A 23094-nucleotide genomic window follows, 5' to 3' on the forward strand; every position below is an offset into this window, starting at 1 on the left:
ACCGCAAGCCAAGGCCGCCCGCATCGCTGCGAGCGGCCTTCTGCACGTCGAAAACCGTGCAGCGCCCGACCATTCGATGGCCGGCGGCCAGCCCTACCCCCATTGGACGATGAACGGCCGTCTTATTGCCGACGCATCGCCGGCGGCTGAAAATGTACACTTCCCCCGGAGTGTCGTGGCACCGCGCCGCAGGCACCGAACATGGCAGCCGCCCCCGGGGCGGCGCCGGCACATGGGGGACGCGATGAAAGTTCTCGTCACGGGGCACCTGGGCTACATCGGCTCGGTCATGACGCCGATGCTGCTCGCGGCCGGCCACCAGGTCAGCGGCTACGACAGCGACCTCTACCAGCGCTGCACCTTCGATGCCGGCGGCAGCCCCCCTTCCGTGCCCTGGATCCGCAAGGACATCCGCGACGCCGAGCCTCGGGACCTCGAAGGTTTCGACGCGGTGATCCATCTCGCCGCACTTTCCAACGACCCGCTGGGCAATCTCGATCCCGACCTGACCTACGAGATCAACCACCGGGCGAGCGTGCGGCTGGCGCGCGCCGCCAAGGCCGCCGGCGTCCGCCGCTTCCTCTACGCCTCGTCCTGCAGCAACTACGGCCAGGCCGGCGCCGACATCATCGACGAGACCGGCGAATTGAAGCCGGTCACGCCCTATGGCTGGTCGAAGGTGATGTCGGAGCGCGACATCGCCCCGCTCGCCGACGCCGGCTTCGAGCCGGTCTACTTCCGTCCGGCCACGGCCTACGGGCTGTCGCCGCGGCTGCGCTTCGACATCGTGCTCAACAACCTCGTCGCCTGGGCGGTCACCCAAGGCGTCATCCTGCTCAAGTCGGACGGCAGCCCGTGGCGGCCGATCGTGCACATCGAGGACATTTCCCGCGCCTTCATCGCCGGCCTGGAGGCGCCGCGCGAGGCCGTCCATAACCAGGCCTTCAACGTCGGCCAGACGGCCCACAACTACCGCATCCGCGACATCGCCGAGATCGTCGCCCAGGTGGTTCCCGGCTGCCAGCTGGATTTCGCCGCCGACGCCGGTCCCGACAGCCGCTCCTACCGCGTCAGCTTCGACAAGATCGCGGACCGGCTGCCCGCCTTCCAGCCGAAATGGGACGCCCGCGCCGGCGCCGAGCAGCTCTTTGCCGCCTATACCGGCTCGGGGCTGACGCTTGACGAGTTCGAGGGGCCGCGCTTCCAGCGCATCGGCCACATCAGGCACCTGATGGCGAGCGGCATCATCGACGCCAGGATGCGGCTCCTGCCCGAGGCCGAGCCGCTGAGGTCCATGGCCGGCTGACACGGGCCATGGAGCACCACGGATCCATCGCCCCAGAATCGTCCGAGGACATCGGCGCCCGGATCTACGCGCTCGCCGCAAGGCTCTATCCGATTTGCCGCAGCATCACCGGAAACGGGGTGCGCGAAACGCTGGGCATCCTGTCCGAGACCATCCCCCTCGACCGCCACGAGGTGGCCACCGGCACCGCCGCCTTCGACTGGACCATCCCCAAGGAATGGAACATCCGCGGCGCCACGATCACGGACAGCGCCGGCCGCACGGTGCTCGACTTCGCCGACAACAACCTGCACGTGCTGAACTATTCCATCCCCTTCAGCGGCGTGGTGCCGCTGGACGAGCTCAAGCGCCACGTCCACACCTTGCCGGACCAGCCCGGCCTCATCCCCTACCGGACGTCCTACTACGTCGAGAACTGGGGTTTCTGCATGGCCCACGACAGCCTGGGCGCACTGCCCGAGGGCGACTACCGGGTGGAGATCGACGCCGAGCTGAAGCCGGGCCACCTGAGCTATGGCGAATACCTCCACCGCGGCGCGACCGACCGCGAATTCCTGCTATCCGCCCATATCTGCCATCCCTCGCTCGCCAACGACAACTGCTCGGGCCTGGCGCTGCTGGCCACGATCGCAGCCGGCCTGCGCGGGCGCCGGACGCGCTACAGCTACCGCTTCCTGTTCGCGCCCGGCACGATCGGCGCGCTGGCCTGGCTGTCGCGCAACGAGGACGCGGCAGCACGCATCGACCACGGGCTGGTCGTGTCCTGCGTCGGCGATGGCGGCGGGCCGACCTACAAGCGCAGCCGCCGCGGCAACGCCTTCATCGACCGGGCGATGGCTCACGTGCTTGGGCGAGGTCATGACGGCGCGAAGCTCGTCGACTTCTCGCCCTATGGCTACGACGAGCGGCAGTTCTGCTCGCCGGGCTTCAACCTGCCGGTCGGGCTGTTTCAGCGCAGCGCCTTCGGCACCTTTCCGCAGTACCACACCTCCGCCGACGACCTCGATTTCATCCGGCCGGAGCACCTGGCGGGGTCGCACCGCATCGTCATGGAGGCGATCGAAATCGTCGAGGGCGACTGGACACCGCTCAGCCTGTGCCCCCAGGGCGAGCCGCAGCTCGGCCGCCGTGGCCTCTATGCGGCGCTCGGCGGCGACAAGGCGACGGGCCTGAGCGCGATGGGGCTGTTGTGGGTGCTCAACCTCGCCGACGGCGAAAACTCGCTGCTCGCCATGGCCGAGCGCTCGGGCCTCGCCTTCGGCGAACTCGCCGCGGCGGCCGAACTGTTGCGCACCCACGGCCTGGTGAAGGACGCCGCCGATCCCGCAAAGCCCTAGGTGCTCCCATCAAGCAGCGGCCAGCCGCGGTCCCTGTCCGACATCGCCGTCGGCCGCAGCGGCCAGTATATGGCGAGCACCGGATCGTCGTAGCGCACCCCGACCGAGGCCATGGGCGCATAGAACCGCGAGATCATGTAGGACACCACCGCATCGTCGGTGAGCGTCTGGAAGCCGTGGGCAAACCCTTCGGGTACATAGATCTGGCGCCGGTTCTCGGGCGTCAGTTCCACCCCCACCCACTGGTACAGCGTGGGCGACGCCGGGCGCAGATCGACGATGACGTCGTAGATGGCGCCGCTGATGCAGGAGACGAGCTTCACCTCGCCATGCGGCGGGAGCTGGAAATGCATGCCGCGCAGCGTGCCCCGCAGGATCGAATGCGACTGGCTGTGCTGGACGAAGCGGGTTTCGAGGCCGCGGTCGGCGAACTCGTTCTCGCAGAAGGTGCGCATGAAACTGCCGCGCGCATCGGCGACGGGCTCCGGCTCGACGAGCCACGCACCGCTCAATTCGGTCTCGACGAAGCGCACGGCTCCACCCGCTCCCTGAACGTCCCCGAACCAGGATTCTTGGCTCGCGCCGGCCAGCGCGGAAGGGTGTTCAAAGCGGTAGCCCGCCTCAACCGATGGAGGCAGGCCGGAACGGTCCGCATACCCGTTTGGGATGAGCCGCCGTCTCGCCTACCACCGACACCGCCTTTTGGCTCCACGGCCTAAGGCTCGACCGCCCTATCGGATGACGCCCCGGATCGTAAGGGCAGATCGAACCCGCGGGGCGCCGCCTCTATCCTCGCATCCGGCACAATCGAAAGCCCAGGAATTGCCGGCCAGGCGTGAACCCACCCACGCGCCGACCTCGGGGGACTGGAGCAGAGCATGAACGTACACAGGCTCGAGGCCGGCAGGGACTCTGCTGTCGCCAACCCCTATCTCGCGCCCGCCTGCCGCCTGTGCGGCGCGCGCCTCAACCACCTCTTCGTCGATCTCGGCATGTCGCCGCCCTGCGAGAGCTTCCTGCGCGCCGAAGATGTCGACCAGATGGAGCAGTATTTCCCGCTGAAAGTGCTGGTCTGCGACACCTGTTATCTCGTCCAGCTCAAGGAATATGTGAGCCGCGAGGCGATCTTCAGCGAATACGCCTATTTCTCGTCCTTCTCGACCACCTGGGTGGCGCATGCGAAGCTTTACTGCGAGGCGATCACCCAGCGGCTCGGCCTCGGCCAGGACAGCCTCGCGGTCGAGCTTGCCAGCAACGACGGCTACCTGCTCCAGCACTTCCGGCCGCTCGGCGTTCCCGTGCTCGGCATCGAGCCGGCCGCCAACGTCGCCCGCGCGGCGATCGACAAGGGCATCCCGACCCGCGTCGACTTCTTCGGCGAGCGGCTGGCGCTGCAGCTGGTCGAGGAAGGCATTGCCGCCGATCTCATCATCGGCAACAACGTGCTCGCCCAGGTGCCCGACCTCAACGACTTCGTCGCCGGCATGAAGCTCCTGCTGAAGCCGGAAGGCACGATCACGCTCGAGTTCCCGCATGTCGAGCGGCTGATCGCCGAGAACCAGTTCGACACCATCTATCACGAGCATTTCTCGTACTTCTCGCTGGTGACGATCGACATGATGGCGCAGCGCCATGGCCTGCGCCTCGTCGACGTCGAGGAGCTTCCGACGCACGGCGGATCGCTGCGCGTCTATCTCACCCACGAGGAGGCTCGGCGCCCCGTCTCGGTGCGCGTCGGCGAGATCGTCGCCCGCGAGCGCCGCCACGGGCTGACCAACATGTCCACCTACGCCTCGTTCGACCACAAGGCCTGCATGGCCAAGCGCGACCTGCTGGCCTTCCTGATCTCGGCCAAGAACGAAGGCAGGAGGATCTGCGGCTACGGCGCGCCGGGCAAGGGCAACACCTTGCTCAACTATTGCGGCATCGGCACCGACTTCCTCGACTTCACCGTCGACCGCAACCCCTACAAGCATGGCCGTTTCACCCCTGGCATGCACATCCCGATCCGGCCCGTCACCGCCATCGACGACGCCAAGCCCGACTACATCCTGGTCCTGCCGTGGAACCTCAAGGACGAGATCATCCGGCAGATGTCCCACGTCGCGGCGTGGGGCGCGAAGTTCGTCGTGCCCATCCCCTACGTCACCATCATCGATCCGGCGGAGCGTTCAACATGAAGGTCGTGCTTTTCTGCGGCGGGCGCGGAACCCGCATTCGCGAATATTCCGAAAGCATCCCCAAGCCGATGATCCCGCTCGGGCCTCAGCCGATCATGCGGCACGTGATGCAGTGGTACAGCGACTACGGGCACGACGACTTCGTGCTCTGCCTCGGCTACAAGGCCAACGTCATCAAGGATTTCTTCCTCAACACGCGGCCCCAGACCTTCGCCGACTGCGTCGTCTCGGGCGGCGGCAAGGACATCCAGCTGCTCAACGAAGGCGTCAAGGACTGGCGAGTCACGCTGCTCGACACCGGCATCTGGCGCAACATCGGCGAGCGCCTGTGGGCGGCGAGAAACCAGGTCAAGGACGAGAAGATGTTCCTGGCCAACTATGCCGACGGGCTCACCGACGTCGACCTCAACGACATGCTCGCCAGGTTCGAGGCCAGCGGCATGTATGGCTGCTTCCTGGCCGTGCGCGCGCCCCTCACCTACCACCTCGCCGACATCGACGAGACCGGGCGGGTCCGTGCGCTGCGCGGCACCGACACGTCGGATATCTGGATCAACGGCGGCTACTTCATCTTCCGGCCGGAGATCTTCGACTACATGAACGACGGCGAGGAGCTGGTGATCGAGCCCTTCGCGCGGCTGATCGCCGACAACAAGCTGATGGCCTACAAGCACGAGGGCTTCTGGCGCTCGATGGACACCCTGCGCGACTGGCAGTCGCTCGAGGACATGGTCGAGAACGGCGAGATGCCGTGGAATGCAGCCGTGCGAGCCGAACGCGCCAGGCGCAACGTCATCAAGGCCGCTTCATGAGGAGCCTGGGCCTGGCGCGGGAGGGCGAGCATCTTTCGCTGCTGTGCCTGGGCGCGCATTCCGACGACATCGAGATCGGCGCCGGCGGCACGATCCTTAGCCTGATCGCCCAGGGTGTCCGGCTCAGCGTCGACTGGTGCGTGCTGAGCGCGGCCGGTGCGCGCGCCGCCGAGGCAAGGGCCTCCGCGCAGGCCTTCCTCGCCGGTGCCGAGCAGGCGCGCATCGCGGTCGCCGACTTCGAGGACAGCTATTTTCCGGAGCAGCTCCGGGCCATCAAGCAGTGGCTGATCGAGCTGCGCGGCCGGGCGGCGCCCGATCTCGTGCTGACCCACACGCGGGCGGACGCCCACCAGGACCATCGGGTCGTCAACCAGCTCACCTGGAACCTGTTCCGCGACCACCTGATCCTGGAATACGAGATTCCCAAATGGGACGGCGACCTGGGCCGGCCAAACGTGTTTGTGCCGTTAACAAGCGAGACGATGGAAAGGAAGCTGGACTTGCTGCGCGAGCATTTCGGCACGCAGCGCTCGAAGGACTGGTTCGACAGGGGGACTTTTCAGGGACTGGCACGGTTGCGGGGCATGGAGTGCCGTGCGCCCGAACAGCATGCCGAAGCGTTCCTTGCCCGAAAGCTGCGCCTTCTTTGAAGACGAAGCAGCGTTCGGCATCACGGAAAATTGCGAATTCTCGGCCGGCCGTTTGACGGGATAAACCCGGGATTTCCACAGGAACTCGTGCCTGGAACGTGGCTCACCACTTGAAGTAGTGGCCACTTTCGGCTAACAAATGCAGAGCAAGTTGTGGGATGTATATACCTGTCTGCAATGCGGGACGGGCGTGAAGTGATTGCAGTAGCTGTTTTGCGGATTGAGGGCTGCTCTGATGGACACTTCGATGCTGCCATGTGGCAGCGACTTGCGTGATTTTTCCTTATTGGACATTCGCTTGGGCACAGTCGACGGCGGGGAACAGGGCCTGCTGGTGATGCGGTCGAACCAGTTGGTGGCCGTGCTGACGCAGGTCGACGAGGAACTCTATTCGGTCAAGGGGGGATGGTTCCTCGAGACGGGCTACGGCCGCCTCACCGGCTGTCACCAGTTGTTCGAAACGCTCGACGACGCGACATGCTGGATCGCCGGGCACTTCGAAACGGAGACGCACGAGACGCCGCGCTATTCGATGGCGTGAGGGCAAAGGCCGCCTGGAGCGGCAGCATCCAGCCTGGCGTCACGGACATCCGGCCCGGCTGCTGGCGTCAGCGGCGGCTCGCGAGCCCGCTGACGCCCCTTTTGCAATCCTGATGGTCGCAGCCCTGTGCCTGGCGGACACCGCTGCTTCAGCGGAGTATGCACCCGCGGGGCTCAGAGGCCGATTGCCGGGACCGGACGCGGGGGCGCTGGCGGTTGGCTGAACCTGAAGCGTCCAGCTTCAGGCAGCGGTGCCTGAACGCAAAAGATTCCCCAGATTCAAAGAGCTGGACGCCCTCTTCGCGTTCGTTCGAACGCACGACTCTGCTCAGCCCGGCGGTACCGCGCCGGTCACGCTCGTGTCCCTGCCGAGCTGGACGGCGAATTTGAAGGTGAACTCGCTCGACGTCATCATGCCGATGGCCACGTCCTCGCGCGCCATGGTTCCCGCCCGCAACTGCCGGGCGTAGCTCTCGACCCCGTAGGCGTCGCCGTCGCGCATCATCAGCAGGCGATAGAGAAAACCCACATAGGCGCGGTCGGACATGCTGAACGGCGTGTAGCGCGCGCTGAACTCGTCAGAGCGCAGAAGCGCGATCGCCATGTCGAAATAGCTCGCCTCGCCGCTCTCGAGCGCGCCGGCCCAGCGCGCCATGTCGTCGCCGCCGTCGCTGCGGCCCAGCACCAGGCAATAGCCGAAGCTCGCCTGCCGGCGCGCGATCGGCTCGACCGTCCGGATCGCCTTCAGATCGCAGTCGCGCGAGGGCAGCGCCGGCGGCCGCGGCCCCCTGATCAGGTCCCTGACCATGGCATAGGCCGGCTTGGGCTCGCCGGGCCACCAGCCCTTTTCGGCGCTGCCGGTCACCCGCACCAGCCCCATGACGGCCTCGAAGCTCGGGGTCCAGTAGGGCTCGTCCATCAGCTCGTAGATGTGGGCCGCCTCGATCCGGTACTTTCGCTGCATCTGGCGCAGCCGCGACATCGCCCATTTCAGCCCCTCGGCCTGCTGCTGTTCGCTGCGCTGGCTGCCATAGGGATTGTTGAATTCGGTGACCCATATCGGCCGGTCGTAGCGCGCGAGCTTCTCGAAGGCCCATTCGGGATCCTCGCCATACATGTGCCAGACGGTGATGTCCCAGGCGATGCCGTCCTTCCGCATGCGCTCGAACGCCCCGGTATGGCCCCAGCCGGCGGTGCCCATCGCCTTGCGGATGGTCGGGTCGGCCTCGGTCATGCCGTCCGAAAGCCCTTTCAGCACGGCACTCACCTTCACCCAACGCGGACCATAATACTCCAGCGCCTCGACGCCGCCCGCCGGGCCCCAGGAGCACGGATATTGGGTGCCGTCGTCGCGCTGCTCGCAAGGCTGGATGATGGCATAATTCTCCATCTCGTTGCCGAGTTCCCAGACGCGTATGTCGGACTTGAAGCGGGTGCCGAGCGCCAGCGCCAGCCTGCGCGCCCCGGCGTAGAGTTCGTCCGGGGCGGATTTGTCGAGGTCGAGCCCGGCCGGCGTGAGGACGGGCAGGATGTCGATCGAGCGCTGCCTGGCAGCGGCGACCAGTTCGGCGAGGCGTTCGGCAGTGTCGGCGCCGGTGACGTTGACGCGGTAAGAGCGGACGCCGAGGTCGCGGAGATAGTCGAGCTGGCGCTCGATGCCGATCCCCGGATAGGCCGTGAACGGATGCCCGTTCACGCCCCACATGAGGTCCGCGCGCGCCGGCGATGCCCAGATCGACAGGGAGCAGAGGACGGCCGAAGCGAGGCCGCGCACCGGAATTCGCCAATGGTCCTTCATGTCACGGCCTCATAGTTGAGCCTGATGTCCGAGTAGAGTTCGACGAACCTTCGCCGCTGCCCGAGCACGACGAGCAGGATGAAGAGATGGAGGGGGCCCATGAGGCCGCAGGCGAGCATCAGGCGGACGACCGGTCCCGCCCCCGTTGCGAATGCCTGCAATGCCGCGAAGGCCGTCGCCGCGCTTGCAAATCCGGCGACCAGGGATGGTCCGACGGCCCGGAGGATGTCCCCCAACCTTATCGGCGTGCCGTGGAAGCACCACATCAGGTGCGGGATCAGCCACAGCGCCAGCACCGCCGAATAGGCGGCGGAGACCCCGTTCGGCCCGTAAGGCAGGCCGATCAGATAGGCGCCGATGCACAGCATCGCGATGACGACCGCGATCGCCAGCGACCGCCGCTGCAGCCCGAGCGCGAAGAGCAGCCAGCCGGGCGGGTTCATCATCCCGAGAAAGAGCACGCTCGGCGCCAGCAGGCGGAAAGCCTCGTTCGCGCCGGCCCATTCCGGCCCAAGTATCGTCCCGACGATCTCGGGTGCGAAGAACAGGAACAGGAACGAGGTGGGCACGGTCGCGCAGTTCATGAGGTAGAAGAAGTCGAAGAAGTACCTTCTGAGCCCGTCCGGCTGATCCTGCAGCTTGGAGAGCGCGGCGAACGCGACCGGTCCGATCGACTGGCTGAGCTGGGTGGGCGGCAGCGTCGACAGCTGGCTCGCCCGTCCGTAGAGACCCAGCGCATCCGCGCCCCAGTAGCGGCCCAGCAACATCTTCTCCAGGTTGTAGGCCAGGTAGACGACGATCGTGTTGACGACGACCGTCCCCCCCATGTGGATCAGCGGCCTGACGCCGCTCGCATCGCGAGATGGCCGCGGCACCCACCCCGAAACGATCCATGCCCCGATGCTGTTGACCGCCGGCCATGCCACCGCCGAGGCCACGAGCGCCCAGTAGCCGTAGCCCATGAATGCCAGGGCTATGCCAAGAGCGGAGCTGACCAGGCCCGAGACGACGTCCAGCGTGGCCACTGCGCCAAAGCGCATCTGGCGCTGCAGCAGCGCGACCGGGACCGAACCGATCGACGTCAGGACGAACGAGGGTATCAGCGCCAGGACGAGCGAAGAGATGCGCGGATCGTGGTAGAACTGCGCCGCAAACATCGAAAGCACGTAGCTGCCGAGGGAGACGAGCAGCGACAGAAGCACCGTGAACACGAAGAGGAAGTAGAGCTGGCTCTCGGTCAGCTCCTTGTTCTGAATAGCGCCGCTGGCGATGCCCCCGCCTGCGATGGCCTGAAACAACCCGACCAGCACGACGGCCATGGTGAACAGGCCGAAATCGGCAGGGTGGATCAGGCGCGACAGGATCGCGATGAACAGCAGCCTGATCGCCACGTTGGCCAGTTGGCTGGCCAGCTTGGCGATGCCGCCCCGGATGCTCGAGTGCCGCAGCTTTGCGACGCTGTGGTATTCGCCGGCCACCGACGGCGCGTCGTCGCGGCTGGCAGCCGATTCCCTGACATTCAAGTTCATGTCGCTACACGACCCCCGTTTGGCCGGCCTGCCATCGGCCTTGGCAGCACCGGCTTCATCCCCCGTCCTCGTTGAGACACCGGTTCGCGATCTTGCCCAGACCCGTCCCGAGCGGGGGTTGGGCTTGCCAGTCGATGAGGCCGTCCGCCTGCCGGACGCAGGCAGCGGCCTCGTCATGTCCCACGGGGCGGGAGACGCCGGCGATCGGCGCTCTGAAAGAGTGGGAACCCGCCCGTTGGGTCATGCCTTCTTTGTTCCTTTCGGCCAGACACCGGACCTTTCCGACGCCGCACGGCGGGCGCGCTTGCGCCCCGCCGGCCGCTCGATGTTCCCATTTCCGCGGGCTGCCGCTCCAGTACTGACTACGGTCGATGCAGTGTCGCGGGCCGTAATTCCTATGGCGTAGTCTCGACCAAAATGACGTCGTGGCGCTCATGTCCCGTTCAAGCCGCGGCACATAACATCCGGCGCTGTGCAATCACCGCGGGGGTCGCCGGGATGCGGGCGGCAACCTTTCGCGCTGCTGGTAACTCGGAGATCATGAATGACAGCCGCCCCGCATGTGCTGCCCAGAGAAGCAGAAGGCCCCGCCGCAGCCCAAAACACCGCCGGCAGCATCAGATTTGCCGGCAGCTCGATCTTCGGTGCCGGCGACCTGGTCGAGGTCAGGAGCAAGGAAGAGATCCTGGCGACGCTCGATGCGAATGGCGAGCTGGAAAGCATGCCGTTCATGCCGGAGATGCTGCAATATTGCGGGCAGCGCTTCCGCGTCTACAAGAGGGCTCACAAGTCCTGCGATACCGTGTCGGGCGCCTACAAGGGACTGAAGCTCGAAAACGCGGTCCACCTCAGCCTGCGTTGCGATGGCAGCGCCCACGGCGGCTGCCAGGCCGGATGCCTGCTGTTCTGGAAGGACGACTGGCTGAAGCCCGTCGAGACGGCATCGTCGCCGACCGCGGCCAGGCCATCGCCACGCCGTGCGGACTGCACCGAACAGCAGCTTCTGGACGCCGTCAGCGACGGACGGCCGCCGGAACAGCGCCGCTACAGCTGCCAGGCGACGCGGCTGCTCGCCTACTCAGCGGCGCTGAAATGGTGGAGCTTCGGCCAGTATCTGGAAGACTTCACGTCCGGCAACGCCAAGCCTTCGGAAATGTGGCACTCGTTCGCCTACGCGACTTATGTGACGCTGACGATGGCACATCGCAGGACGCTGGGAAAACCGGGCCGGTGGCTCTACGACCAGTTCCAGAAACTGCGCGGCGGCCTCCCCTTCCCGGCGAGGAAGGGCAAGTTCGCGGTCAACCAGGTCACCCCTTGCGAGCCTCTCGACCTTCAGCCGGGCGAACTCGTCAGGGTGAAGTCATATGAGGAGATCCTGGCGACGCTGAACATCACCGGCGGCAACGGCAGGCTCCAGTTCGACGCAGACATGGTGCCATCCTGCGGAAAGACCTACCGCGTCCTGACCAGGATCGAGAAGTTCGTCGACGAAAAGGACGGACGGCTGCACGGCCTGAAGAGGCCCGCCATCATACTCGAAGACGCCGTGTGCCATGGCTGCTACAGCCATGACCGGATGATGTGTCCCCGCAGCATCTATTCCTGGTGGCGCGAGGTCTGGCTGGAGCGTGTTCCAGAAAACCGTGACGCCAGGCAATAGTCCGGCCAGCGGACAGCCCGAAACGTCGGACCGCCAATGCCTCGATCGATGCTGACCATAGCGATCTGCACGCACAATCGCAGCACCGACCTTGCCGAGTGCCTGCAGTCGCTGCTGGGCGGCCGCGAACGGGCAATGCCCCCTGTGCTCGTGGTCGACAGCGCGTCCTCGGAAAGCGAAAGGCTGAAGATCGCGGCAGCCACCGCGCAATGGCCGCAGGCAAGCCTGATCCGGGTCGAAAGGCCGGGGCTCGCGACCGCCCGGAACGCCGCGCTGGCCGCCACCCGTACGGACTGGATCGCCTATCTCGACGACGATGTCGTGGCGGCGGACGACTGGATCGACGAGGCCCTGCATGCGGTCCGTTCGGCACCGCCCGATTGCGCCATCGTCGGCGGCCGGGTGGACCCCATTTGTGCCGACGGGCAATCCCGCCACATCGGCCCCCGCTGGCGCCAGCTCCTGTCGCTCACGCAGGTCGAAAGCGATGCCGCCTCCCATGGCAATGTGGGCGTCGTGGGGGCAAACGTCATCTTCCGGCGCGAGCCGCTGCTTGCCGTGGGCGCGTTTTCGCCGCAGCTCGGCCGGATGGGCGAGGTGCTGCTGAGCGGCGAGGAGAAGCTCGTCGTCGAATGCCTGCGCAAGCAGGGCGCGACCATCCTCCATAACGGACGCATGCGTGTCGGCCACAAGATCCCGCGGGAGCGCCTGGAGCGCGGCTGGGCCGCGCGCCGCGCCTATTGGGACGGGATCACCGACCAGAAGATCAGGCGCATGCAGGGCGAGCGGGTCCGGCCCGCCGCACTGCTCAAGCTGCTCGCCTCGCTGCCGGTGCTTGGCCTGGCATATTTCGTCCCGTCGCCGCGGCAGGAGTTCTTCCTCCGCTTCTGGTACGACATCGGCTACCTGCGCGAGCTGTTCGCCAGCGTGGCGCTGCCGGCCGACGAACCGGCGATTGCCGCCGAACTCACGGACAAATCGGCTTCTCGGGCCCTCTAGGCAGGGATTTGCGCGGAGCGCCGACCCGATGCCTCTGGCCCGAGACGACGAAATAGAGCCATTCGCCCAATGCCGCGGCAAAGTCGAACGGCCCGGCCGCGTCGCCGATTTCGGCGAGGCGCTTCGTCTGCAGTGCCAGCAGGCGCGGGTTCCCGTTCCTTATCAGCGGCAGCAGCGACCGCCGCAGGAGATACCTCCGGTAGAGCCCGCGGCAATCCCGATACTCGCCCCGGCTCATCACCAGGGGCCCATATCTGTCGAGCAGCAGCAGCCACTCGAACAGGTGATCGCCGTTGACGGTGGCGACGGTCGCCGAATGGCTGTGCTCATGGTGCCTGAACGTGGCGAGAACCTCGTGCACGAAGCCGAAGGAACCGCGCATCGACACCCTGATCGCGCAATCCGCGTCGCAGGAGGCCATCGTCGGATCGTAAGGCGGGCGCCGGGCATCGAAGGCACGCTTCCGAAACAACAGGTGCGTGCCCGACAGCACCATCGTCTCGCGGCGCAGATAGGCCCGGACCACCGCGGGGCCTGGGAACACGTCGATGTCGGAATCGAGCTCCGACCCGAGATTGCCGACGTCGGCGCACAGGCAGCCGACGACACCGATATCGTCGCTGCGCTCCGCCACCTCGACCATGCGCGAGATCGCCGTGGGGGCGATCAGATCGTCGGCGCAGAGCAGGCGGACATATTTCGCCGTGGCCGGAGCCATGGCGGCGACGGCATTGAGGTTGTCGCACAGCGGGATGGTGGCGGGATTGCGCCGCGTCACGACGGGCACGCGGCGGCCTCCATAGCTCGCGATGATCTCCGGGGTGCGGTCGGTGCTGGCGTTGTCCAGGACGACATGCGCCAGATTGGGGTAGTCGCTCGCCTGCACGCACCGCATGGTTTCGTCGAGGAAGCGCTCGCCGTTGAACACGGGAGTGAGGATAGCCACCTGGGGATGGCTCTCGGTCGCACGCATAAGCCAGCTCCTGAGATCAACAGGCACGAACTCGCCCAACACCGCCGGAGGCCATCATTCCGGGAAATCCGGGTCCTGTCAGGCCCGCCAATCTGGCGACCTCGGCAGACAAAAGGCGTAGCGACCCGAGACGGCGCCGATGCTCGCGCGGCAAGACCGCCCTTCGCCCATGCCCGCGTGCTTACCTCCAACGTGTAGTGGGTCGCGCCGCCGTCGAAATGCTAGCTTCTTGTGCCGAGCCATCCCGCGAGCGGTTGACCAGATGACGTCGGACCTGATTGGACATGATCTGGAATCCCGCCGGCCGGATCGGACGGGCCGAACCGTCCGCGCACCGCATGTCCTGATCGACAACTCGCTTTCGGTCGTCAACCGCACCGGCGCCTACCACATCGCCAAGGACCTCTGCCGCGCGTTCGTGCCCGAGGTGGCCGACGTCCGCTACTGGCGGCTCGGCCGCCATGCGCCGGAGGGGCTGTTCCGCAAGCTGGCTGCACGGCTGATGATGGCCGAGATCGGCTTCGCCGGAAGCAGTGAGCGCTTGCTCATCCGCGACGATGTCGGCCGCGACGGCTTCAGGCTGTTCCTCGACCCGCTCTACGTCCTGAGATCGACGCTGGCGCCCGGTGACGTCGTCCTGTGCCACGATACCGGGCCGCTCATCCATCCGGCGCTCTACCATCCGGGCACCGTGGAGAGCTACCGCCACGCCTACGGCAAGATCGCGCGCATCCGCCCCGGCGTCGTCTTCGTCAGCAACTGGTCGCGCGACAGCTTCGTCTCCCTATACGGGTCGGACTTCCGCTTCCTCACGACCATTCCGCTCTATGTCCGCAGCGAACTGTTCGAAGGCCCTGCCGAGCCGGTCGACGGCCTCGCGCCGCCGTTCATCCTGACCGTCGGCGCCTTCGAGACCCGCAAGAACCAGACGACCGCGCTGCGGGCGTTCCGCGACGGCGGTTTCCATCGCCGGGGCGTACGCTATGTCCTTTGCGGGTCGAGGGGCGCGGGTCACGAGGAGATCGTCGAGCTGGCGCGCACCGTGCCGGGCGTCCGGATCCTCGATTACGTGCCGGACGCCGAGCTGCGCTGGCTCTATGGCAATGCGGAAGCCTTCCTGCTGCCGAGCCTGCTGGAGGGATTCGGCATGCCCGCGCTGGAAGCGGCCTACATGGGGCTGCTCCCGATCGTCTCGGCCGGCAGCGCCCTGGTCGAGGCCGTCGACGGGGTCTGCTTCGAGGTTCCGCCCGGCGATCCGGCAGCCATCGCCAACGCCATCGATGCGGCACTGGCGCGCAGCCCGGCGGAGAAGGCCGCGACGGCCAACCGTCTCAGGACGATGGCTGCGGCCTTCACCAAGGCCCGGTTCCTGTCGCGCTGGCGGGATTTGCTGATGTCGAACGGTACGGGCGGCGCGGCGGAAAGGACCGGCAACCGCAAGCCCACGTCCGCCTGATCACGCCTCGGACGACACCGTCATGTCCACCTCGGCCATGAGCCTGAGGTAGGTCTCGGCGATGCCGCGCCAGGTGTAGCTGCCGGCGCGGATGCGGCCGGCCTCGACCAGGCTGCGCCTGAGATCCGGCCTGAACTGCAGGCTGCGGATCGCCTCCGCCCACGCGTCCGGATCGTCCGGATCGGCATAGAGTGCCGCATCGCCGCACACTTCCGGCAGGCAGGGCGAGGTCGAGGCGACGACCGGGCATCCGGCGACCATCGCCTCCACCGCCGGCAGGCCGAAGCCCTCGATGCGCGAGGGAAACAGGAAGCACAGCGCGCCCGCGAGCGCCCATTTGAAGTCGTCGTCGCCGATCCGCCCCAGCCGCCTGAGGTTGCCCGGCAGCGGCGACACGTGGCGCAGGAGCTCGGCCTCGCCGATGTCCCCGGCCATCCAGACGTCGAGGCCCATGGCGTCGAGCAGCGGCGCGAGCCTGAGCAGCAGTTCGACGTTCTTGTATTTCTGGTCGCGCCCCAGGCACATCACATAGGGCCTGTCCGTCTCGGCCCACAGTCGCGCGCGCCCGGCGTCCCAGCGTTCGGCATGATCGGCGCCGTTATAGGTGACGGTGACCTTCTCCGCCGCGGCGACGTGCCAGGCGGCCAGGTGCTGGCGCGACAGCTGCGAGACCGTGGTGATGCGCGCCGCGCGCCGGCCGAGGATCGGCAGCATGATGCGATGCGCCCAGCGGAACAGCCGGCCGTAGCTTTCCGGCATCATGATGGTGTGCAGGTCGTGGATGCAGACGATGTGCCGCCTCGGGACGACGGGCGCGAGATTGCAGAAGCTCAGCAGGCCGCCGGGCACGTGCCGCGGCAGCTGCAGCTGGACCCAGAACTGCGGCAGGCGCGGCCGGCCGTATTCCGGAACCACGCGGACGCCTATGGCGCCGAGCGGCAGTTGCACCGCGCGCGGCGCGACGAGGTCGAGATGCAGCCCGCGCGCCAAGGGATGGCCCTCGGCCACCAGCGCATCGAGGGCGAGCGTGACTTCGCGGGCATAGCGCGCCACGCCGTTGGGGTTCAGGTTGACGAAATCGCCGTTGATGGTCCAGCGGCGGCTGCGGCCGCGGGAAAGGGCGACAGTTTCGCCCTGTGCCTTCGCGGATGGCACCGGCGTGAGGCCCATCCGTTGCTCGTTGAGCAGCCATCGTCCCGAACCCGGCAGCTTGGCTGCGCCCATCGGTCGGTGTCCTCCGATCCTCAGCGCGCCGCTTCGCTGCCTGTCTGGTCCCGAACCCTAACATGGCCGGAGGATGCGGACTTTCACACCTTGGAGGTACAGGCCTACTCCCACGCGCCTCCTTGGGAGGTGCGGCGGCTCCGATCTGCTGAGCCCGTGCCAGGTGGCAGTTCCAATGGCCGAAATGACGTCCCTCGCCCCTCAAGGCAGAGTAGGAGCCGCAGTCCCATCCCGCGGGAAGCTCATGGCGCGCCATTGGGCCATCAACGGCCGTTTCCTCGCCCAGCCGTTGACGGGCGTGCAGCGCTACGCACGCGAAATCGTCGGCGCAATCGACCGGCTGCTCGTCTCCCACCCGGCTGTAGCCGACCATCTCGACATCGAACTGCTCGTTCCGCCCGACGCCATCGTTGACATCGAGCTCGCTGCCATGCGCGCCCGCGTCGTCGGCTATCTGCGCGGCCACGCCTGGGAACAGCTGATGCTGCCGATGCACGTCAAGGGCGGGCTGCTCAGCCTCTGCAACACCGGCCCCGTCGTGGCCGCCCAGCACATCGTCTGCATCCACGACACCAACACGCGCAACTTTCCGCAGAGCTATGCGCCAAGCTTCCGCGCGCTCTACCGGGTCCTGCTGCCCGTCCTGGGCCGCAAGGCCGAGTGCGTTTCCACCGTATCGCACCATTCGGCGCGCGAACTCGTCCGGCACGGCATTTGCGCGCCGGGCAAGATCTTCGTGGCGCCGAACGGCCACGAGCACGCCGCGGGTTGGCGGGCCCGGCATTCGCTGAAGACGCAGATGGCCGCCGGCGAAGGCACGATCGTGCTTGTCGGCAGCAGCGCACCGCACAAGAACGCCGGCCTCATCGTCGGCATGGCCGACAGGCTGCATACCGTCGGCCTGCGCGTGGCCATAGCCGGCATGTCGGATGCGCGCGTCTTCAACCTGCCCGACGCCGAGCACGCGCCCAACCTCTCCTGGCTGGGACGGCTGACCGACGCCGAGCTGGCCGCCCTGCTGCGCGATTCGATGTGCCTGGCCTTCCCCTCCTTCGCCGAGGGCTTCGGCCTGCCGCCGCTCGAGGCGATGGCCCTGGGCTGCCCGGTGATCGTGTCGGACCGGGCAAGCCTGCCCGAAATCTGCGGCGACGCCGCCCTCTACGCCTCGCCCGACGACGCCGACGCCTGGTTCGACCGCTTCATGGAACTGCACCGTTCGTCCCAGCGCCGCCGGGACATGATCGCCCGCGGCAGGCAGCGGACCTCGCTGTTCCGCTGGGACACCTCGGCCGAACTCTATCTGCTGGCAATGCTGGAGGCTGGCGGACTTCAGCAGGAAGCCGCGATGGACGTGATCATGCAGTGACGGCCTGCAGCGAGCGGACCGCACCCACCGCGTCCAGGAACTCGTTGTCGAAACGCCTTTCGGAGAAGCGCTCGCTGTTCTCGCGGCAGGCCTCCGGCGCCACGAGGTCGCGGTTCGCCTCGAAATGCTCGACGGCCTGCCTCAGTGCCGCGACCGTCTGCCGTTCGAACAGGACTCCCGTCGGCCGTTCCGCCGTGCCCAACCTGCGGACGATGTCGACAGCCCCTCCCCGGCCGAAGGCGACCAGCGGGGTGCCGCAGGCCTGCGCCTCGGCGAGCGCGATGCCGAAATCCTCGCATCCGGCGAAGACCATGGCCCGCGCCTCGGCCACGGTCCTCACATAGTCGCGCCGCGGCAGATATCCGGCGAAGCTGACATTGGGGCCGGCCATGGCCCTGAGCGCCGCGGACTGCTGGCCTTCGCCGACGATGACCAGCCGCCGCGACGGCATCTCGTTGAACGCCTGGATGACGAGGTCGGTGCGCTTGTAGGGCGCCAGGAAGGAGGCCGAGACGTAGTAGTCGTGCTTGTCGGCCACGAAATCGAGTTCGTCGAGCGCCACCGGCGGGAACACCACGCGCGCGTCGCGGCCATAGATGTGCCTGATGCGCGAGCGCACATAGTTGGAATTGGCGAGCATCAGGTCCGGGCCGTGGGCGGTGCGGGTGTCCCATTCCCTCAGCCGGTGCAGCATGTAGCGGAACAGCATGCCCTTCGGCCCGAAGCCGAGCTTGCCCTGCGCGAGATAGGAGAACTGCTCGTCCCAGGCGTAGCGCACGGGGCTGTGCACGTAGCACAGGTGCGGCTGGTCGGGCCGGGTGATCACGCCGCGCGCGAACGCCGCCGACGACGAGATCACCATGTCGTAGGCAGTCACGTCGAACTGCTCGATGAGGAACGGGCAGAGGAAGAACAGCGAACGGTAGAATTTCCTGATCTTCGGCAGCCGGTTGGCCACCGAGGCGTGGAATTCGACGTCGCGGAAATACTGTTCCTTCACCTCGACCGGCAGGAAGTCGAACAGGGTGAAGACGTCGGCATTGGGAAAATGCCGGCAGATCTGCGCCAGCACCCGCTCGCCTCCCCTGAAGTCGGGGCACCAGTCGTGCACGATCGCCACGCGGTGTTCCACGGCCGGGCGCGCCTGCGGCAAGTCGAGGCGCGACGGCGACGCGAATTGCTCGGCCGTGACCAGTTCGGTCGGACTTGCGTGGCGCATGAGGTCGAACTCTCGAAGCCGCGGACTGCCCGACAGTCTCCGATTGCGCCGGCGGCCCGGCAAGTTGGCCAATCGGGTTGCCGGCGCGTCTATGCCCAAGGGGTATGGAACCTACCTCGGCCGGTCCCGCGGCATACCTCCAACGGCGCATGCGCCGGCCCCGGCGCCCCTTTTTTGCAGGCTGCCCGCCGGCATCCGGCCCTCTAGGCTCGACATGGATGAATCTGTCCGGAGGTCGGGCCTTGTCGACCCACAGCACGGGATTGGGCATGAGGATCGTGGTGGCAATACCGACGCTCGGACGCAGCGAGCAGCTGGCCCTGCTGCTCGCGCATCTGGAGCGCCAGACCCGGCCGCCCGACGAGGTCGTGGTCTCGGCGCCGGACGCGACACATGTCGATATCCCCCCGGTGGCGCGCTTTCGGGTCGTCCCCGTCTTCGGCAGGAAGGGCCTTACCGCCCAGCGCAACACCGCGCTCGAACATGCCGGCGAACGCTTCGACGTGATCACCTTCCTCGACGACGACTTCGTGCCCGCCGACGATTACCTGGAGCGCGTCGAGGCCGGGTTCGAGGAGCATCCGGACTATGCCGTCATCATGGGCCACGCCGTCATGGACGGCGCCCGCAACGCCGGCGTCGACTGGCGCGAGGCCAGGGCCGCGCTGGCGGAAGCCAAGTCGTCCGCCCCGGCCGTGCCGGAGATCGCCGACCATGTCGGCGCCTATGGCTGCAACATGTCGATCCGTGCCGCGTGCATCGGCAAGCTCCGCTTCGACGAGCGGCTGGTGCTCTACGGCTGGCAGGAGGACATCGACTTCACCAGCCAGCTGCGCGCGCGCGGCCGCGTGGTCGGCATCTCCTCGATCGTCGGCGTGCATCTCGGCCTCAAGGCCGGGCGGGTGAGCGGCGTTCGCTTCGGCTACTCGCAGGTCGTCAACCCGGTCTACCTCATCCGCAAGGGCACGGTGCCGGCGAGCTTCGCGCTGCCGCTGATGGCGCGCAACGTCGCCGCCAACATCGTCCGCAGCCTGCGGCCGGAGCCCTATGTCGACCGTCGCGGCAGGCTCCGCGGAAACCTTCTGGCAATGGCCCATGTCGTCACCGGACGCATCGAGCCCGAATACATCCTGAGGATCTAGGCGCGAGGGTAGGACATGCAGCTTTCACCGCTATGCAGTGCAACGAGGTCGGGTTCGGGCACGTGCGGCAGGATCGCGCTTGCGGCAGCCCTCGCTCTCTGCGCGACGCCTTTCGGTCTCGGCCAGGCTCGTTCGGCCGAATACCTGCTCGGCCCGCAGGACAAGGTCCGCCTCAAGATCTACGAATGGCGGGCTTCGAAGGACGTGATCTTCGAATGGTCGGCGCTCAACGACCAGTTCACCGTGGGCGCCGACGGCAAGCTGGCGCTGCCTTTCGCGGGCGAGATCGACGCCGCCGGCAAGGCGCCGGGCGCGCTCGGCGTGGCGATCGGCAACATGCTCGAGCAGCGCATGGGCCTCGGCCGCTCGCCGGACGTGTCGGTCGAGGTCGTGCAGTTCAGGCCCTTCTACATCACCGGCCAGGTGACCACGCCCGGCGAATTCCCCTACAGGCCGGGACTGACGGTGCTGCAGGCGGTCAGCATCGCCGGCGGCCTGCGCACCCGCGAGGACAATACCACCCGGCTCGAACGCGAGGTGATCACCGGCCGCGGCGACATCGGCCTGCTGGCGCTCGCCAACGTCAACCTCCTGGCCCGCAAGGCCCGCCTCCAGGCCGAGCTCGCCGGCGGCGAGGACATCGCCTTTCCCGACCAGCTCACGCGCCGCAAGGACGACAGTTCCGTCGCGCTCGCGATGGAACAGGAAGTGCTGGTCTTCCGTGCCCGCAAGGACGGCCTGGCGACGCAGATCAAGGCACTCAACGACCTGAAGGACTTCCTGGACAAGGAACTGTCATCGATCGAGGGCCAGCTGGCGCTCTACGACGAGCAGATCGCCCTGGTGCAGAAGGAACTCACCGGCGTGTCCTCGCTGGTCGACAAGGGTTTCTCCGCCGCCCCCCGCGAAATCGCGCTGGAGCGCAGCCTGGCCCAGGTCCGCAGCGACCGGCTGTCGGCGGAAACGGCCGTCTTCCGCGCCAGGCAGGAGATCAGCCGCGCGGACATCACCATCCTCGCGCTCAACAACCAGCACATGACCGAGGTCTCGCAGTCGCTGCGCGAGACGCAATCGCAGATCAACGACATCGCGCGCAAGACCGACACGGCCGTCCAGCTGCTGCACGATTCCGAGGTCACCGCGCCGCGGCTTCTCGCCCTGCGCACGCGCACCGAAGAGATCGAGCCGATCTACACGATCGTGCGGCCCGAAGCCGACGGCAAGTCGGTCGAAGTGGCGGCCACGGAGGCGATGCCCGTCGAGCCCGGCGACACGGTCAAGGTGAAGATCCCGCTGCCCTCGCTGGACGACGGCGGCCTGCCGCTGCCCGCGGAAGGTGAAACGTCGGCGATGCCGCTCCCCGACGCCGAGGCGACGGCGCAGCCGCTCGCCGGCACGGACCGGGCCGTGAGCGCCGGCGAGACGCAGTAGCCCCGGCGCGCGCGGGCGACGGCCTCCGCACCGGTGCCCGCCCTGGCCAGCCGATGCCGCGCAGCCTCCTGCTGCGGCCCGCGACGTTGGAAAAGCGGAAAAATCACTGTTAGCCGCCGCGGCTAGATGTTTCACTGTGGGACAGCGCCATGCAATGATTCGCCAGGGAGGAAGCGAACGTGCTCTGGAGCATAGTAACTGTCAGCGTATTCGGCGTCCTGCTGGGGTTGAGCTTTCGCGTGCCGGCCCTGCTCGCGGCGACCGCCGTGACGGCCCTGACGACGGGCCTTCTGCTCGACGGCCCCCTGCTCCCCAAGGTGTTGTTTCCGGTCCTTGCCCTGCAATGCGCCTATCTCGTCGGGCTCAGCCTGGCGAACCTGTGGCGGCGCATCGGCGCCGGCGGCCATTGACCGGTACGAGAGCTATTCCAGATGTGTGAAGCGGTTTTCCGTCCGGAATAGCGTCGACTACAAGCGACAACTAAGACGCCTCGTCGAACCTGATGACGGCGAAGACAGTGCGCACCAGGATGGCGAGATCGGCCCACAGCGACCAGTTGTGGACATAGTGGCTGTCGAGCGCGACACGCTTGGCATAGTCCGTGCAGCTCCGTCCCGTCACCTGCCACAGCCCCGTGAGCCCCGGCTTGGCCGAGAGGTAGTCGCCGGCGGCCTCGCCGTAGCGGCAGAGTTCGTCCGCCATCACCGGCCGCGGCCCCACGCAGCTCATCTCGCCGCGCAGGATGTTGAACAGCTGCGGCAGCTCGTCGATGCTCGACTTCCTGAGCAACCGGCCGAGGAAGGTGATCCTCGGGTCGCATTTCAGCTTCCTGTTTTCTTCCCACTGCCTGGCGGCTTCCGGATCGCTGACGAGATAGGCCTTCAGCACCTCGTCGGCATCCGTCACCATCGTCCGGAACTTGTAGCAGTGGAAAGGCTGCCCGCGGAAACCGACCCGCACGTGCGAATAGAGCGCCGGCCCGCCCGTCGTCAGCCTGATCAAGAGCGCCACGACCAGCATGATCGGCGCAGCCAGGACCAGCGCGCAGCCGGCGACCACGAGGTCCAGGATGCGCTTCGAACCGCCGCCCAGCGGTGCCGGCGGAAGGGCGAGCGTCGCCGCCAGCGGGTGATGCTGGCCGTTCGGCGCGGGCTCGGCCGGCTTCTCGAACGATGGCTGGGCCGACGGGGAAACCCAGGCATTGCCGCGCCGCACCGCAAGCTCGCGTCGGGAATGGGCGCGCACCCAGTCCTTCAGGCCCTGCACGAAGTTGCGGCGCGGTGTTCGCTTACCTAGAGCATTGATCGCCATGGCTGCCCCGGACGGTCGCGTTCATGGCCTTAGCTTCCCAGCCACGGGCATCTGCGTGCAAGAACGGCAAAGGTCGTACGGCGCAAAGCGCCACCCCTCCCCCCCTAAGCCTAAGGCATTAGCCGCAGGCCGGCCCGGCATGGGCGATGGGTGCGGCC

At 67.2% G+C, this 23094-nt stretch carries 20 protein-coding genes; 13 read left to right on the plus strand and 7 right to left on the minus strand.

Annotated features, from left to right (window positions below; translation table 11 throughout):
- The first annotated feature begins 244 nt into the window (after positions 1 to 244).
- Positions 245 to 1306, plus strand: a complete 1062-nt coding sequence (locus tag J2X50_RS03125) for an NAD-dependent epimerase/dehydratase family protein (protein ID WP_429091351.1) — start codon at positions 245 to 247, stop codon at positions 1304 to 1306.
- An 8-nt stretch (positions 1307 to 1314) separates the two neighbouring features.
- Positions 1315 to 2643, plus strand: coding sequence for a DUF4910 domain-containing protein (locus J2X50_RS03130; RefSeq protein ID WP_429091353.1), 1329 nt, complete (start codon positions 1315 to 1317; stop codon positions 2641 to 2643).
- Here the strand turns inward: J2X50_RS03130 and rfbC are convergent.
- On the minus strand, positions 2640 to 3176 hold the full coding sequence (gene rfbC / locus J2X50_RS03135) for a dTDP-4-dehydrorhamnose 3,5-epimerase (RefSeq protein ID WP_429091355.1): 537 nt from the start codon (positions 3174 to 3176) through the stop codon (positions 2640 to 2642). The two genes, J2X50_RS03130 and rfbC, sit on opposite strands and share 4 nt — an antisense overlap.
- Before the next feature lie 345 nt (positions 3177 to 3521).
- Here rfbC and J2X50_RS03140 point away from each other — a divergent pair, with 345 nt between their 5' ends.
- From J2X50_RS03140 to J2X50_RS03155, 4 genes are all read left to right on the plus strand, one after another.
- Positions 3522 to 4823 carry a methyltransferase domain-containing protein gene (locus J2X50_RS03140; protein ID WP_429091357.1) on the plus strand — a complete coding sequence of 434 codons (1302 nt, stop codon included), beginning with the start codon at positions 3522 to 3524 and terminating at the stop codon, positions 4821 to 4823.
- Positions 4820 to 5635 carry a sugar phosphate nucleotidyltransferase gene (locus J2X50_RS03145; protein WP_429091358.1) on the plus strand — a complete coding sequence of 272 codons (816 nt, stop codon included), beginning with the start codon at positions 4820 to 4822 and terminating at the stop codon, positions 5633 to 5635. Before J2X50_RS03140 ends, J2X50_RS03145 begins: the two co-directional genes overlap by 4 nt.
- Positions 5632 to 6285 (plus strand): PIG-L deacetylase family protein, encoded by a 654-nt coding sequence (locus J2X50_RS03150; RefSeq protein ID WP_429091360.1) that lies wholly within the window; start codon positions 5632 to 5634, stop codon positions 6283 to 6285. Before J2X50_RS03145 ends, J2X50_RS03150 begins: the two co-directional genes overlap by 4 nt.
- 298 nt (positions 6286 to 6583) lie before the next feature.
- Complete coding sequence (locus J2X50_RS03155) at positions 6584 to 6826, plus strand: hypothetical protein (RefSeq protein ID WP_429091362.1); 243 nt, start codon at positions 6584 to 6586, stop codon at positions 6824 to 6826.
- 327 nt (positions 6827 to 7153) lie between these two features.
- Here J2X50_RS03155 and J2X50_RS03160 read toward each other — a convergent pair whose 3' ends face one another.
- Both J2X50_RS03160 and J2X50_RS03165 read right to left on the minus strand, forming a co-directional pair.
- Positions 7154 to 8623 carry a DUF4214 domain-containing protein gene (locus J2X50_RS03160; RefSeq protein ID WP_429091364.1) on the minus strand — a complete coding sequence of 490 codons (1470 nt, stop codon included), beginning with the start codon at positions 8621 to 8623 and terminating at the stop codon, positions 7154 to 7156.
- Positions 8620 to 10152 (minus strand): lipopolysaccharide biosynthesis protein, encoded by a 1533-nt coding sequence (locus J2X50_RS03165; RefSeq protein WP_429091366.1) that lies wholly within the window; start codon positions 10150 to 10152, stop codon positions 8620 to 8622. Before J2X50_RS03165 ends, J2X50_RS03160 begins: the two co-directional genes overlap by 4 nt.
- 544 nt (positions 10153 to 10696) lie before the next feature.
- Here J2X50_RS03165 and J2X50_RS03170 point away from each other — a divergent pair.
- Both J2X50_RS03170 and J2X50_RS03175 read left to right on the plus strand, forming a co-directional pair.
- On the plus strand, positions 10697 to 11815 hold the full coding sequence (locus J2X50_RS03170; RefSeq protein ID WP_429091368.1) for a hypothetical protein: 1119 nt from the start codon (positions 10697 to 10699) through the stop codon (positions 11813 to 11815).
- A gap of 36 nt (positions 11816 to 11851) precedes the next feature.
- Positions 11852 to 12814 carry a glycosyltransferase gene (locus J2X50_RS03175; protein ID WP_429091370.1) on the plus strand — a complete coding sequence of 321 codons (963 nt, stop codon included), beginning with the start codon at positions 11852 to 11854 and terminating at the stop codon, positions 12812 to 12814.
- Here J2X50_RS03175 and J2X50_RS03180 read toward each other — a convergent pair.
- Positions 12783 to 13787 (minus strand): glycosyltransferase family A protein, encoded by a 1005-nt coding sequence (locus tag J2X50_RS03180; RefSeq protein ID WP_429091371.1) that lies wholly within the window; start codon positions 13785 to 13787, stop codon positions 12783 to 12785. The genes J2X50_RS03175 and J2X50_RS03180 overlap by 32 nt on opposite strands.
- Before the next feature lie 262 nt (positions 13788 to 14049).
- Here J2X50_RS03180 and J2X50_RS03185 point away from each other — a divergent pair, with 262 nt between their 5' ends.
- Positions 14050 to 15243, plus strand: coding sequence for a glycosyltransferase (locus J2X50_RS03185; RefSeq protein WP_429091373.1), 1194 nt, complete (start codon positions 14050 to 14052; stop codon positions 15241 to 15243).
- Here the strand turns inward: J2X50_RS03185 and J2X50_RS03190 are convergent, their stop codons facing one another.
- The gene (locus J2X50_RS03190; protein ID WP_429091374.1) at positions 15244 to 16467 is read right to left on the minus strand and encodes a glycosyltransferase family 4 protein; all 1224 of its coding nucleotides are present in this window, start codon (positions 16465 to 16467) and stop codon (positions 15244 to 15246) included.
- Positions 16468 to 16711: 244 nt separating this feature from the next.
- Here J2X50_RS03190 and J2X50_RS03195 point away from each other — a divergent pair, with 244 nt between their 5' ends.
- Positions 16712 to 17833, plus strand: coding sequence for a glycosyltransferase family 4 protein (locus tag J2X50_RS03195; RefSeq protein WP_429091376.1), 1122 nt, complete (start codon positions 16712 to 16714; stop codon positions 17831 to 17833).
- Here J2X50_RS03195 and J2X50_RS03200 read toward each other — a convergent pair.
- Positions 17823 to 19052: a glycosyltransferase gene (locus J2X50_RS03200; protein ID WP_429091378.1), complete on the minus strand. Its 1230-nt coding sequence runs from the start codon at positions 19050 to 19052 to the stop codon at positions 17823 to 17825. The two genes, J2X50_RS03195 and J2X50_RS03200, sit on opposite strands and share 11 nt — an antisense overlap.
- Before the next feature lie 269 nt (positions 19053 to 19321).
- Between J2X50_RS03200 and J2X50_RS03205 the strand changes: the two genes are divergently transcribed.
- From J2X50_RS03205 to J2X50_RS03215, 3 genes are all read left to right on the plus strand, one after another.
- Entirely contained in the window at positions 19322 to 20194 is an 873-nt protein-coding gene (locus J2X50_RS03205; RefSeq protein WP_429091844.1) for a glycosyltransferase family 2 protein, read from the plus strand.
- Positions 20195 to 20209: 15 nt separating this feature from the next.
- On the plus strand, positions 20210 to 21625 hold the full coding sequence (locus J2X50_RS03210; protein ID WP_429091379.1) for a polysaccharide biosynthesis/export family protein: 1416 nt from the start codon (positions 20210 to 20212) through the stop codon (positions 21623 to 21625).
- A 179-nt stretch (positions 21626 to 21804) separates the two neighbouring features.
- Positions 21805 to 22035 (plus strand): hypothetical protein, encoded by a 231-nt coding sequence (locus tag J2X50_RS03215; RefSeq protein ID WP_429091381.1) that lies wholly within the window; start codon positions 21805 to 21807, stop codon positions 22033 to 22035.
- 70 nt (positions 22036 to 22105) lie between these two features.
- Here the strand turns inward: J2X50_RS03215 and J2X50_RS03220 are convergent, their stop codons facing one another.
- The gene (locus J2X50_RS03220; protein ID WP_429091383.1) at positions 22106 to 22936 is read right to left on the minus strand and encodes a sugar transferase; all 831 of its coding nucleotides are present in this window, start codon (positions 22934 to 22936) and stop codon (positions 22106 to 22108) included.
- Between the last annotated feature and the right edge of the window lie 158 nt (positions 22937 to 23094).

Origin of the sequence: Aminobacter sp. BE322 (genome assembly GCF_050433525.1) — a bacterium.
Classification (GTDB): Bacteria; Pseudomonadota; Alphaproteobacteria; order Rhizobiales; family Rhizobiaceae; genus Aminobacter.